This is a genomic window from Brevundimonas sp., assembly GCF_041648115.1.
GTDB lineage: Bacteria > Pseudomonadota > Alphaproteobacteria > Caulobacterales > Caulobacteraceae > Brevundimonas.
This window is the reverse complement of the sequence record NZ_JBAZPR010000017.1, coordinates 42331-55015: the sequence shown is the minus strand read 5'-3', so window position 1 is coordinate 55015 and position 12685 is coordinate 42331. Positions and strand designations below refer to the sequence as shown.

Sequence of the window (12685 nt, the reverse complement as noted above, 5' to 3'; positions counted from 1 at the left end):
TGACCGAACCACACGCCAGTTAAGTTTTCTTCACGGTTGCGAACGGGATTTCCGTCGCAACCGCGCGTCTCTTTGTCTTACAGCGCGAAAGTGGGGGCCGGCGTCAGCTCGGCAAGGACCGATGGGGACGAATCGAACAGTTCGCGGCGCGACAGCCCTTCGCGCGTCTGAACATACAGGGCCGCCTTGCCGATAGCGCCGCGACGCTCGACCACCACGATACGGCCGCCGGGACGCAGGGCGGCGCCCCACGATTCGGGCAGGCTCTGCACGCCGCCTTCGGAAATGATCAGGTCCCAGCCCTCGCCGGCCGGTTGGGCCAGCGGCGCGACCACCGTCGTCACGCCCTCGGCCGCCAGGGCCTCTCCGACCACGGCGAAGACGGCGTCGTCCGATTCCTGGGCCGTGACCGTCACGCCCATACGCGACAGCAAGGCGGCGGCGTAGGGAGCGGCGATGGCCAGGGCCTTCTCGCCTGTCCGTGCATCGGCCGCCTGCAGCAGTTTGGCGACATCGCGGGCGGGCATCAGGCGGCGATCGCCGGCGATGACGACCGATTCTTCGGAATAGGCGGCGAAGGCGCGGTCGGGCGCGCAGTACGATTCACGCGGCACGGCCATCATGGCCAGGTGAATCGCGCGATCCGTCACGTCGTTCACCCGCACCTGCGAGTCGACCATAGCCTTGCGCTCGGCGGTGAAATCCATCTGTAGGCAGCCTTCAACGATAATCCGGGAGGAAAACTCGCGCGCTTATAGGTCCGTGCGTTGCAGCGGACAATCCGATCTGATAGCGAACGGCCCTCGCGATGACCGCCCCCGAGAAATCGGGGACAAAAAGCGGCCTGATGGCGGAGTGGTGACGCAGAGGACTGCAAATCCTTGCACCCGGGTTCGATTCCCGGTCAGGCCTCCATCGCGACGATACGGACGAAGGCCGCCCCTCGGGGCGACCTTCGCGTTTCCGGTCTCAATCAGAATGAGCCGTCGTCGTCAGATGATGCAGGGCCACCGCGCTGGTGGCGGCGACGTTCAGCGAATCGAACCCGCCCGCCATGGCGATACCGATGGGCCGACAGCTCTCGATCAGATCACGGGGCAGACCCGGCCCCTCCGACCCCAACACCAAGGCGACCGGCCCCGTGCGTCGATACTCCGACAGGCGCTCCGTCGCCGACGGCGTCAGGGCCAGCACCTCGACGCCCGCCTTTTTCAGCGCGTCCACGATGACCTCGGCTTCGGCGATAGCGAACGGCGTGCGCAGCACGGCCCCGACCGAGACGCGAATGGCCTTGCGATAAAAGGGATCGCAGCAGGTCGGATCCAACAATACCGCCTTGGCGCCAAACGCAGCGGCGTTCCTGAACAGCCCGCCCATATTGTCGTGATTGCCGATGCCGGTGGCGACGACGAACATATCCTGAGGCCCCACGCCCGCCAGTACGTCGGCCAGCGACGGCGGCGCAGGCTTTTCGCCCAGGGCCAATATGCCCCGGTGAAGCTCGAACCCGGCGATCCGGTCCAGAACCGGCTGGCGCGCCACATAGACGGGCGTCGCAGGCGGCAGGGCCTGCATCACATCCGTCAGGGCAGCCACTCGCTTCTCGGCCAGCAGCAACGACAATGACCGGCAGCGTGACGCCGCCGACGCCAGCCCCCGCACCACTACCTCCCCCTCGGCGATGAATAGGCCTTGTCGGCCCGTCAGATCGCGCTCGCGGATATCACGATAGGCCGCGACACGCGGGTCTTCGGGATCGTCGATGATTATCGGGTCGATTTGCTCAATTTCCCATTGCAAGATCAGAACGCCCGCTGCTATAGGCCCGCCTCCCGAGCATGTTCCGCGGTAGCTCAGTGGTAGAGCAGCCGACTGTTAATCGGCTGGTCGTAGGTTCGAATCCTACCCGCGGAGCCACTCGGGAGTAAAGGCCGCTGTATTGACAGGCCTTGAGAACAACCTCCTCAAAAGACAGCAAGTATTGAGCCGACCTCCGCAGTCGGCGGCGTTTGCCGCGCTGCGGTGTCGCTTTGACGGGCGGCGTTTGACTTCGTAGGTGTCGCAGGCGTCGAACCATGCTCAACCTTGAGCGTTCGGCCATGCCACACGCGAGACTTCGGAGAGACGCCCCGCCGCAATGTCCATCAGCTTCCTCCTCGTCGTCATTCTGGTCCTGCCCTTCCTCGGCGCCGTCGTCGCGTCCGGCCTGCCGCGTCATGCACGAACGTCTGCGGCCATACTGTCGTGGGTCGTGGCCTTGATCAGCCTGGGGTGTCTGGCGGCGCTGTGGCCGATGTTTCAGGACGGCGAGACGCTGCGCTACGAGATTCCTTGGCTGCCGTCGCTGGGGGTCAATCTGGTGCTGCGGCTGGACGGGCTGTCGTGGCTATTCAGCGCCCTGATCCTGGGGATCGGCGCACTGGTGGTGCTGTACGCCCGCTATTACATGTCGCCGAAGGATCCGGTGCCGCGCTTCTTCTCCTTCCTGCTGGCCTTCATGGGCGCGATGCAGGGGGTGGTGCTGTCGGGCAACCTGATCCAGCTGGTGGTCTTCTGGGAGCTGACCAGCCTCTTTTCCTTCCTGCTGATCGGCTATTGGCACCAGAATTCTGCCGCGCGGGAAGGCTCGCGCATGGCGCTGACGGTGACGGCGACGGGCGGGATCGCCCTGCTGGTCGGCATGATCCTGATCGGACGGATCGTCGGCAGCTACGATCTGGATGTCGTCCTGGCCTCGCGAGATGCGATCCAGGCCAGTCCGCTGTATCTGCCTGCCCTGATCCTGCTGCTGCTGGGCGCCATGACCAAGAGCGCCCAGTTTCCGTTCCACTTCTGGCTGCCCCGAGCCATGGCCGCGCCGACGCCTGTCAGCGCCTATCTGCATTCCGCGACGATGGTGAAGGCGGGGATATTCCTGTTGATCCGGTTCTGGCCGGTCTTTGCGGGGACCGAGAGCTGGTATCTGATCGTCGGCGGAATGGGGTTGGCGACCCTGTTGCTGGGCGCCTGGTGCGCCATCTTCCAGCATGATCTGAAGGGTCTGCTGGCCTATTCGACCATCAGCCACCTGGGCCTGATCGTGCTCCTGCTGGGCCTGGGAAGCCCGCTAGGCTGCATCGCCGCCATCTTCCACACCGTGAACCACGCCACCTTCAAGGCCTCGCTGTTCATGGCCGCCGGCATCATCGACCACGAGGCCGGCACGCGGGATATGAGAAAGCTCAGCGGCCTGTTCCGCTTCATGCCCTTCACCGCTACCCTGGCCATGGTGGCGGCGGCGGCGATGGCGGGCGTGCCTCTGTTGAACGGCTTCCTGTCCAAGGAGATGTTCCTGGCCGAGGCGGTGGCCAGCGTGAACACCCACGGACTGAACCTGCTCCTGCCCGCCCTGGCGACGTTGGCCAGCGCCTTCAGCGTCCTCTATTCGCTGCGGTTCATCCACACGACCTTCTTCGGCCCGCCCCCGACCAAGCTGGACCGCGTGCCGCACGAGCCGGTCGCCTGGATGCGGCGTCCGGTCGAGGTGTTGGTGGCCCTGTGTCTGGTCGTCGGCATCTTCCCGGCCGTGACCGTGGGTCCGTTTCTGAAGAGCGCCGCTGTTTCGGTGCTGGGCTTCGATCTGCCTTATTACAGCCTGGCCCTGTGGCACGGGTTCAACCTGCCGCTGGTGCTGAGCCTCATCGCCCTGGCGGGGGGCGTGGGCCTGTATGTCGTCTTCGGCAAACGGATCAACGCCAATCCGCGCGGCGGCCCCTGGGGCTGGAAGCGGCTGAACGGCGGCTGGCTGTTCGAACGGGCCATGACCGGACTGTTCAAGGGGTCCGAAGCCCTGGTCCACCTGTTCGGCGCGACGCGACAACAACCGCAGTTGCGCGCCATCGTCCTTGTCGCCCTGCTGGCGGGTGGCCTGTCCGCAATCGGCGCGGGGCTGATCATAACGCCGATCATGCCGACGCTCACTCTGTCGAACTGGGCCTTCGCGGGCCTGTGGCTGATCGGCGCCAGTTGTGCGGTCGCTGCGGCCTGGCAGGCGAAGTATCACCGACTGGCGGCCGTCGTTCTGATGGGCGGGGCGGGCCTGGCCAGCTGCCTGTCCTTCGTCTGGCTGTCGGCGCCGGATCTTGCCGTGACCCAATTGCTGGTCGAGGTCGTCACCACCGTCCTGCTGCTGCTGGGCCTACGCTGGCTGCCCAAACGGCTGGAGACCATCCGCCTGCCGCAGGCCATGGAGCGGCGTTCGCGTCGCCGCCGTCGCATCGACCTGATCATCGCCGCCGCCGTCGGCACTTCCCTGGCCGCCATCTCCTATGCCGTCATGACGCGGCCGTCGGTCGAGGGGATCTCCCGCTTCTTCGTCGAGCATGCCTACAAGGACGCGGGCGGGCGCAACATCGTCAACGTCATCCTGGTCGATTTCCGGGCCTTCGACACCTTCGGCGAGATCACGGTCCTGGGCATCGTCGGCCTGACCGTCTTCGCCCTGCTGCGTCGCTTCCGCCCGGCCGACGACACCCTGTCGGGCCCCAGCCAGCAGCGCGCCCAGAACGCCTCGGACCGGGATCACGAGACACGGTCCGAGGGCGACACCCTGAAGGAAACCATGCTGATCCCGCGCGTGGTCATGCGCTGGATTTTCCCCTTCATCATCCTGCTGGCCGTGCACCTGTTCCTGCGTGGTCATGACCTGCCTGGCGGCGGATTCGCGGCTGGCGTGGCCCTGTCGATCGCCTTCATCCTGCAATACATGGCCTCGGGCGCCCGGTGGGTGGAGGAGCGGCTGGCCATCCGGCCCATCTTCTGGATCGGCGCCGGCCTGGTGATCGCCGCGCTCAGCGGGATCGGGTCTTGGCTGTTCGGCTATCCCTTCCTGACCTCCTGGTTCCAGTATGCCGACCTGCCGATCCTGGGCCGTGTGCCCCTGGCCAGCGCGGTGCTGTTCGATCTGGGCGTGGTCGTCCTGGTCGTGGGCGCCACGGTCCTGACCCTGGTCGCCCTGGCGCACCAGTCGCTGCGCAAGCCCAAGCAGAGAGACGCCGAGGAAGGAGAACCGTCATGATGGAACTGGTTCTCGCCCTGGCCATCGGCGTGCTGGCGGCCTCGGGCGTCTGGCTGCTGCTGCGGCCCCGCACCTTCCAGGTCATCATGGGGTTGTCGCTGCTGTCCTATGCGGTCAACATCTTCATCTTCGCCATGGGGCGGCTGAAGTCGGGCGCGCCGCCGGTGCTGGCGGGCGAGGTCTCGGACCCCGCACGCTACACTGACCCTACGCCCCAGGCCCTGGTCCTGACGGCCATCGTCATCAGTTTCGCACTGACGGCGCTGTTCCTGGTGGTCATCCTGGCCGCGCGTGGCATCACTGGCAGCGACCATGTCGACGGCAAGGAGCCTGACGCATGACCGACTGGCACGCCCATCTGATCATCGGCCCTATCGTCCTGCCGATGATCATCGCCTCGGCCATGCTGCTGGTGGACGAGCGCCGTCGCATCCTGAAGGCATCGCTCAGCCTGGCGGCCATGGCGGCCATTCTGGTCATGGCCCTGATCCTGCTGCACGAGAGCGCCAATGGCGCGGTGGGCGGCGGCGACACCGCGCGCGTCTATCGCCTGGGATCATGGGCCGCGCCCTACGGCGTCGTCCTGGTCGCCGACCGGCTGTCGACGATAATGGTGGCCCTGACCAGCGTGCTGGGCGGGTGCGCCCTGATCTTCGCCCTGGCGCGCTGGGACCGGGCCGGGCCGCGCTTCCACGCCCTGTTTTTGCTTCTGATCATGGGCGTCAACGGCGCCCTGCTGACCGGCGACCTGTTCAACCTGTTCGTCTTCTTCGAGGTTATGCTGGCCGCCTCCTACGGCCTGGCCCTGCACGGCTCGGGCGAGGCCAGGGTGCGGGCGGGCGTCATCTATATCGCCGTCAACCTGACCGCTTCGCTGCTGTTCCTGATCGGCGTCAGCCTGATCTATGGGGTGACGAGCACACTCAACATGGCCGATCTGGCGACGCGGGTGCCGACCATTGTGGCGGGCGACCTGGGCCTGTTCCACATCGGGGCGGCGGTGCTGGGCACGGCCTTCCTGATCAAGTGCGCCATGTGGCCGGTGGGCTTCTGGCTGACCTCGACCTATTCGGCGGCCAGCGCCCCGGCGGCGGCGGTCTTCGCCATCCTGTCCAAGGTCGGGGTCTATGTGATCATCCGCCTCAGCCTGCTGCTGTTCGGCGCCGGTGCAGGGGCGTCCGCCGGGTTCGGCCTGACCTGGCTGATGTTCGGCGGCCTGGCGACCATCGCCTTCGGCACCTTCGGCCTGATCGCCTCGCGCGACCTGTCGCGCGCTGCAGGGTTCGGGGTGATGATCTCGTCGGGCACCGTGCTGGCGATCCTGGGGGTCGGCGATACGGCGGCGCTCAGCGGCGCGCTCTTCTATCTGATCGGTTCGACTCTGGCCTGCGCCGCCCTGTTCCTTCTGGCCGAAATCCTGCAGCGAGGACGCGAGGCCGATGTCGGCGAGGCGCGCGCCGTCTTCGACGACGAGTATCGTGATCCGTTCGATGACGAGGAACGCAACGAGCCTGGGCTGGTCATCCCGGCGGCCGTGGCGGCCCTGGGCGGTGCCTTTCTGATCTGCACCCTGATGGTGGCTGGCATGCCGCCCCTGGCGGGCTTCGTCGGCAAGCTGTCGATGATCGACGCCTTGGTCAACGTGGGCGGCCCGGCGCAATGGATGCTGGTGGCGGTGCTGTCCGTATCCAGCCTCGGCGCCCTGATCGGCCTGACCCGTCTGGGGGTCGGCGCCATCTGGACCCGCGACGAGGATGCGCCGGCATTCGTCGTGGGCGCGGCCGAACTGACGGCGGTCGCCGCCCTGCTCGGCGCCTGCGTGTTCCTGGCCATCTTCGCCGGCTCCGCCCTGATCTACACCGACCACACAGCGGCCTGGCTGGCCGAGCCGCAGGGCTACATCAACGCCGTGCTGGGCGGAGGCGGCCGATGAGACGCATCCTGCCCTACCCCGTCCTGTCGCTGGGTCTGTTCGTCGCCTCGATCCTGCTCAGCGCCTCGGTTGCCCCGCCCTCCTTGGTGCTGGCCCTGCTGCTGGCCTTGCTGGCGCCGGTCATCATGCTGGCCCTTGGCGTGGATCGTGTGCGCCTGAAGGCGCCGAAGGCCATGGCGCGCCTCGCCATCGATGTCATCGGCGATGTGGTGCGCTCCAACTGGGCCGTGGCTCAGATCATCCTGGGCCGCCGTCGCCACGAGCGGAAGTCCGGCTTCATCCATATCCCGCTGGATCTGCGCGACCGCTATGGCCTGGCGGTCCTGGCCATCATCGTCACCTCGACGCCCGGCACCCTATGGGTCGAATACGAGTCCGCGACCGGTCGGCTGCTGTTGCACGTGCTGGACCTGGTGGACGAAGAGACCTGGGTGCGCCTGATCAAGGACCGCTACGAACGCCGGCTGATGGAGATCTTCGAATGACGGCGGCGGTGCTGACCTGGGGCCTGGGTCTGGCCCAGTTGATGCTGATCTGCGCCATGGGCTTGGCCGCGTGGCGAATCATCCACGGCCCGCGCGCCCAGGATCGTGTCCTCGGCATGGACACGCTTTATCTGAATGGCATGCTGCTGGTCGTGGTGTTCGGCATCCGCACCAACAGCCAGCTCTATTTCGAGGCGGCCCTGGTGATCGGGATGCTGGGCTTCGCCGCCACCGTGGCGCTGGCCAAGTTCCTGATGCGCGGCGAGGTGATCGAATGACCGAAGCTGAAGTTCCCGCATGGGCCGCCATCGTCGTCGTGGGTCTGGCGGTCGGTGGATCGGCTCTGTCGCTGCTGGGCGCGGTCGGCCTGACGCGGCTGAAGACCTTTTACGAGCGTGTCCACGCGCCGACCCTGGGGGCGACCCTGGGCATGGCGCTGGTGCTGGCGGCGTCTGTGGTGTGGTTCACGGTGGTCGAGGGGCGCTTTATGCCGCGCGAAATCCTGATCGGCCTGTTCCTGACCGTCACCACGCCGGTCACCCTGATCCTTCTGGCCCGCGCCGCCCTGTTCCGCGACCGCACGGAAAAGGCGAAGGAAACGGCCGACAAGGGCTGAGACGGGATCAAAAAGAAGCCCGGCGGGGGCGCCGGGCTGAAATAAGGTTCGGTGATGGTGTCCCTGAGGACGAACCTCTTAGTTAACCGAATTGGTTTCCAGAACATTAACACCCCGGTCCGGCAGCCAAGCCGACTGGCGACCATTCGGCGCCACAGGCCAGGTGATCCGCCAGCCCTGCCCCGCGCGCTCGATGACGAACCCGGTCGCCACACCCGCACCCGGATGGTCGACGCTCTTGCCGTTCACCGTGATCGTCGCTGCGCCCGCCTGCCCCGTGACGGCCCGCCACCGCCCACGCCCGATCGCCGTCGCCGTCACGCCGACGCCATTGATGGTCACAACGGGCGCAGCCCCTTGCGCCTGGCCGGACGCCATCAGCGTGGCCCCGTCCGAATCCACCGCGTCCAAGCCGCCCGCGCCGTCCAGACGCACGGTTGGCTGGCCGGGGGCGATCAGCACGACAGGCCCCGCCCCACCTTGAATGACCACCAATGTCTCGGGTGAGACGGCGGCGTCCTCGCCCACCTGCACCTCGGGCGTGAACCGCACATCGCCGTGCAGGGGCGGCAGCCTGAGCTCGAATCGGCCCGCCCCATCCGCGCTGGCCGCCACCGCAGCCGCACCCGGCGCACGCAGCACGACACGCGCGTTCGGACCCGCCGCCCCGCGCACGACCAACACCCCGCCGTCGCGCATCACCCCGTCGATCAGCGGCGGCCGGACCCAGGGCGAGGCCTCGTCCGCTCCCGTCGGCCCCGCAACGCCGCCCTGCCGGTCGGAACAGGCCGCCGCAGCCAAGACCGCGACACACGCGACGATCATCCGACGTTTCATCCTGCGCCTCTACGATATAGGACTGGCGACCCAGCGGCTTGAGCCTGTGTTAGCTTGAGCGCCGTTGGTTTGGCCATGGCCAGATCGGGTATTCGTTTTCTTCGAGGCTTCATGTCCCTGCCCCCCGTTTCGTTCCTGCCGTTCGACGGCTCCTCCGTCTGTCTGTTCTGCGGCGCCTCCGAAACCGCCGATCCTTCCTACACCGAGGCGGCCTACGCCTTCGGCAAGGCGTCGGCCGAGGCCGGCTGGCGGCTGGTCTATGGCGGCGGCGGCGTGGGCCTGATGGGCGCCTCGGCGCGCGGGGCGCACGAAGCGGGCGGGCGTGTCGTCGGCATCATGCCGGCCTTCCTGCGCAGCCGCGAGCGCCTGTTCGACGAGGTCGAGACCGTCGTCGTCACCTCGATGCACGAGCGCAAACAACTGATGTACGATCAGTCGGACGCATTCGTGGTCGCGCCCGGCGGTATCGGCACCCTGGAAGAAGTCGTCGAACTGCTGTCGTGGAAGCGGCTGGATCTGCACCATAAGCCGGTGGTCTTTTTAAACCTTAACGGCTTCTGGAACGGCTTCTTCGCCCTGATGAAGCACAGCGTCGAGGAAGGCATGACCCCGCCTTCGTTCCTCGACGCCTGGACCGTCGCCGAGACCGTCGAAGAGGCTATGGCCCAGGTTCAGGCCGGCGGCGACGCGCCGCAGTTGAAACATGATCAGCGGTAAGTGATCGTCGCTAATATTCGCGCGACTACGTATTGACAGTTTTTATGGAAAACTGACATTGGGGCGCAGCGGCATGCCGCCGTTCTTCATTTCGGAGAGTTTTTCATGCGCGCCCTGCTCATCGCCGCAGCCCTGTTCGCCGCCGCTCCGGCCGTCGCCCAGACGCCGGCCGCCACCAGCCTGACCCTCGCGGACGCCGCCAAGGCCCCTGACCGCGCCACCATCATCGACGGCGCACGCTGGTCCTGCGAAGGCGCGACCTGCACGGCCGCCGGCGGCACGGAACAGCCCGCCACGCGCGCCTGCCGTCGTGTTGTTCAGAAGTTCGGCGCCGTGACCGCCTTCTCCTACAAGGGCGTCGAACTGAGCGCCGACGAACTGGCCGTCTGCAACGCCTGATCCGGGTCGAGGCGGCTTAGGCCGCCTCGCCTCTCAGACGGCGCTGGATGGTCTCGCGACCGATCAACGGGGCCATGGCCGCCATGTCCGGCCCATGCTGCTGCCCCGTCAACGCCAGACGCAGCGGCATGAACAGCGCCTTGCCCTTGGCGCCCGTCTCGGTCTTCACGGCCGAGGTCCACGCCGACCAGGCGTTCTCGTCGATTACGTCCGGCAGCAGACGCAGCGCCGTCTCGATGAAGGCGACGTCCTCGATCACCGGCTGAACCGGCCCCTGGACGATTTTCGCCATTTCAACGACATCGGCGAACTTGTTCAGATTGCCGCGCACCACCGACCAGAAGGTCTCGCCCAGATCGGCGCCCAGCGCCTGAAGGCGCGGCTGAGCCGTCGCATAGTCCATGACATGCAGGGCCTGGGCGTTCAGCCGGTCCAGATCCGCCGTGTCGTAACGCGCCGGCGACCGACCCATCTTGGAGAAGGCGAAGCTCTGACCCAAGGCCTCGACCGAGGCGCCGACTTCCAGCGGATCGGACGTGCCGATCCGGCCCAGGTGGCTGGTGATGGCGATCGGCTCATAGCCCTGGTCGCGCATGTCGCTGATCGACAGCGAGCCCAGACGTTTCGACAGTGCCGCGCCGTCGGCCCCGACCAGCAGCGGCATATGGGCGAAACCCGGAACCGTCGCCCCCAGCGCCTCGAAGATTTCGATCTGCGCGCCGGTGTTGGTGACGTGGTCCTCGCCCCGGATGATGTGGGTGATGGCCATGTCGATGTCATCGACCACCGACGGCAGGGTGTAGAGGAACAGGCCATCCTCGCGTATCAGCACCGGGTCAGACATGGAGGCGGTGTCCACCTCGGCATGACCGCGCGCCAGGTCTTCCCAGGCGACGCGCTTGCCGTCCAGCTTGAAGCGCCAGTGCGGACGACGGCCCTCGGCCTCGTAGGCGGCCTTCTGCTCATCCGTCAGTTCCAAGGCGGCGCGGTCATAGATCGGCGGGAGGCCGCGCGACAACTGCACCTTGCGGCGGCGGTCCAGTTCGTCGGCCGTCTCATAGGCCGGATACAGCCGCCCCGAGGCCTTCAGACGCGCGGCAGCCTCCTCATAGCGGTCGAACCGCTTGGACTGGTTGTCACGCTCGTCCCACAGCATCCCCAGCCAGGTCAGATCGTCTTCGATCCCCTGTTCGAACTCGGGCGTGGAGCGCGCCAGGTCGGTATCGTCGATCCGCAGCACGAACGACCCGCCCTGCCCCTTGGCGAACATCCAGTTCACCAGGGCGGTGCGGACATTGCCGACGTGCAGCTTACCCGTGGGCGACGGGGCGAAACGGACCTTGACGGACATGGGTAGACGACCTCGAAAGCGAGGCGGCTAGGTCGCCCCGCAACCCGGCGAAGTCAAGGCGCGGGTTGGATTGAGCGGGTTGTCATGATAAAGTTACCACCATCATGAACGCGCCCGTGCAGATCAGAAAGCCAGATGTCGCCGAGCGGCTGCGCAGTCTTGCGCGACGCGAAGGCCTGTCCATTACCGACCTTGTCGATGAGATGGCGCGCGATCGGGAAGCTCGGGCGAATACGGCCAGACAGGCGGAGATCGATCGAAAGATCGCGGCGGCGGAAGCCATCGTCGCGCATTTCCAGTCGCTTCCCATCCTGGGGCCGCTACTGACCGACGACGACTTCTATGACGAGGACGGCCTGCCCAAATGATCGTCGTCGATGCTTCCGCATTGGTGGCCGTGCTTTTGGACGAGCCGGAGAAGCTCAAGATACTGACCATCCTGGCGACCGAAGAGGCGGTGCTGTCGCCCATCGGTTATTGGGAAGCGCATACGCGAATCCACGGCTTGCGTGGCGGCGACGGCGTTGCAGACCTCGACGCCCTGATTGCCAACTTTGGGATAAAGGTCGCGCCAGCGACGGCCGCAACGGCGAAAGTGGCCGCGCAAGCACAAATCGATTTCGGTAAGCGAACGCCCGCCAAACTGAACCTAGGCGACTGTTTCGCCTACGCCTTGGCCAAGGAAAGCGACGCCCCCTTGTTGTTCAAGGGCGACGACTTCAGACAGACCGATCTGACCCCCGCCCTGCCCGCCTGAACGGGCTGAAGGTCAGTCGTCGCGGTGAACGCGTTCGCGGCGTTCGTGGCGTTCCTGGGCTTCGACCGACAGGGTTGCCGTCGGGCGGGCTTCCAGACGGCCCAGGCTGATGGGTTCGCCCGTATCTTCGCAATAGCCGTAGGAGCCGTCCTCGATCCGGCGCAGGGCGTCGTCGATCTTGGAGATCAACTTGCGCTGGCGATCACGGGTGCGCAGTTCCAGGGCCCGATCGGATTCCGATGACGCGCGATCCACCAGATCGGGATGGTTTTCGGTCTCGGCCTTCAGATTGACCACCGTGCCCTTGGACTCGCGAAGGATGTCGTCCTTCCAAGCCAGCAGCTTCTTCTTGAAATAGGCTTGTTGCCGTTCGTTCATGAACGGCTCGCTGTCAGACGGCCGATACGGGCCGGTTTCGTCGGACACAACGGACGCCAAAGCGTTCATCGATCTCACGCTCTCTAACGCGCCCCCCTGTGGCGCAGATGGCCGTATAATCAGCCTGTCGAGTCGCGGCAATGTGGTTCTCGAATC

Annotated in this window: 15 protein-coding genes and 2 tRNA genes; 12 read left to right on the top strand and 5 right to left on the bottom strand. The window is 66.3% G+C overall.

Going from position 1 to position 12685, the window contains the following annotated elements; genetic code table 11:
* Positions 1-77: 77 nt before the first annotated feature.
* Positions 78-707 (bottom strand): protein-L-isoaspartate O-methyltransferase, encoded by a 630-nt coding sequence (locus tag WC597_RS15080; protein WP_372694575.1) that lies wholly within the window; start codon positions 705-707, stop codon positions 78-80.
* Between the two features lie 134 nt (positions 708-841).
* Here WC597_RS15080 and WC597_RS15075 point away from each other — a divergent pair.
* A tRNA-Cys gene (locus WC597_RS15075) sits at positions 842-915 on the top strand.
* A 54-nt stretch (positions 916-969) separates the two neighbouring features.
* On the opposite strand, the gene WC597_RS15070 is transcribed toward WC597_RS15075, so the two are convergent.
* Entirely contained in the window at positions 970-1800 is an 831-nt protein-coding gene (locus WC597_RS15070; RefSeq protein ID WP_372694573.1) for a TrmH family RNA methyltransferase, read from the bottom strand.
* 42 nt (positions 1801-1842) lie between these two features.
* Between WC597_RS15070 and WC597_RS15065 the strand changes: the two genes are divergently transcribed.
* From WC597_RS15065 to mnhG, 7 genes are all read left to right on the top strand, one after another.
* Positions 1843-1917, top strand: a tRNA-Asn gene (locus tag WC597_RS15065).
* Between the two features lie 220 nt (positions 1918-2137).
* Entirely contained in the window at positions 2138-5056 is a 2919-nt protein-coding gene (locus tag WC597_RS15060) for a monovalent cation/H+ antiporter subunit A (protein WP_372694571.1), read from the top strand.
* Positions 5056-5397, top strand: a complete 342-nt coding sequence (locus WC597_RS15055) for a Na+/H+ antiporter subunit C (RefSeq protein ID WP_159851560.1) — start codon at positions 5056-5058, stop codon at positions 5395-5397. Before WC597_RS15060 ends, WC597_RS15055 begins: the two co-directional genes overlap by 1 nt.
* Positions 5394-6989 (top strand): monovalent cation/H+ antiporter subunit D, encoded by a 1596-nt coding sequence (locus WC597_RS15050; RefSeq protein ID WP_372694569.1) that lies wholly within the window; start codon positions 5394-5396, stop codon positions 6987-6989. Before WC597_RS15055 ends, WC597_RS15050 begins: the two co-directional genes overlap by 4 nt.
* The gene (locus WC597_RS15045; RefSeq protein ID WP_372694567.1) at positions 6986-7474 is read left to right on the top strand and encodes a Na+/H+ antiporter subunit E; all 489 of its coding nucleotides are present in this window, start codon (positions 6986-6988) and stop codon (positions 7472-7474) included. The genes WC597_RS15050 and WC597_RS15045 overlap by 4 nt, the downstream gene beginning before the upstream one ends.
* Positions 7471-7752, top strand: a complete 282-nt coding sequence (locus WC597_RS15040) for a K+/H+ antiporter subunit F (protein ID WP_045810222.1) — start codon at positions 7471-7473, stop codon at positions 7750-7752. The genes WC597_RS15045 and WC597_RS15040 overlap by 4 nt, the downstream gene beginning before the upstream one ends.
* Positions 7749-8090, top strand: coding sequence for a monovalent cation/H(+) antiporter subunit G (gene mnhG, locus WC597_RS15035; protein WP_372694565.1), 342 nt, complete (start codon positions 7749-7751; stop codon positions 8088-8090). Before WC597_RS15040 ends, mnhG begins: the two co-directional genes overlap by 4 nt.
* 78 nt (positions 8091-8168) lie before the next feature.
* Here the strand turns inward: mnhG and WC597_RS15030 are convergent, their stop codons facing one another.
* On the bottom strand, positions 8169-8927 hold the full coding sequence (locus WC597_RS15030) for a hypothetical protein (RefSeq protein ID WP_372694563.1): 759 nt from the start codon (positions 8925-8927) through the stop codon (positions 8169-8171).
* 111 nt (positions 8928-9038) lie between these two features.
* On the opposite strand from WC597_RS15030, the gene WC597_RS15025 reads away from it, so the two are divergent.
* Complete coding sequence (locus WC597_RS15025; protein ID WP_372694561.1) at positions 9039-9644, top strand: TIGR00730 family Rossman fold protein; 606 nt, start codon at positions 9039-9041, stop codon at positions 9642-9644.
* Between the two features lie 105 nt (positions 9645-9749).
* Positions 9750-10043 (top strand): hypothetical protein, encoded by a 294-nt coding sequence (locus WC597_RS15020; RefSeq protein WP_372694559.1) that lies wholly within the window; start codon positions 9750-9752, stop codon positions 10041-10043.
* A 16-nt stretch (positions 10044-10059) separates the two neighbouring features.
* On the opposite strand, the gene gltX is transcribed toward WC597_RS15020, so the two are convergent.
* Positions 10060-11394, bottom strand: a complete 1335-nt coding sequence (gltX, locus tag WC597_RS15015) for a glutamate--tRNA ligase (RefSeq protein WP_372694557.1) — start codon at positions 11392-11394, stop codon at positions 10060-10062.
* A 104-nt stretch (positions 11395-11498) separates the two neighbouring features.
* Here gltX and WC597_RS15010 point away from each other — a divergent pair, with 104 nt between their 5' ends.
* Both WC597_RS15010 and WC597_RS15005 read left to right on the top strand, forming a co-directional pair.
* Positions 11499-11762, top strand: coding sequence for a type II toxin-antitoxin system VapB family antitoxin (locus tag WC597_RS15010; protein ID WP_372694555.1), 264 nt, complete (start codon positions 11499-11501; stop codon positions 11760-11762).
* Complete coding sequence (locus WC597_RS15005; RefSeq protein WP_372694553.1) at positions 11759-12151, top strand: type II toxin-antitoxin system VapC family toxin; 393 nt, start codon at positions 11759-11761, stop codon at positions 12149-12151. The genes WC597_RS15010 and WC597_RS15005 overlap by 4 nt, the downstream gene beginning before the upstream one ends.
* Before the next feature lie 12 nt (positions 12152-12163).
* On the opposite strand, the gene dksA is transcribed toward WC597_RS15005, so the two are convergent.
* A complete protein-coding gene (dksA, locus tag WC597_RS15000; protein ID WP_346495876.1) occupies positions 12164-12598 on the bottom strand; it encodes an RNA polymerase-binding protein DksA in 435 nt (144 codons plus the stop codon).
* Between the last annotated feature and the right edge of the window lie 87 nt (positions 12599-12685).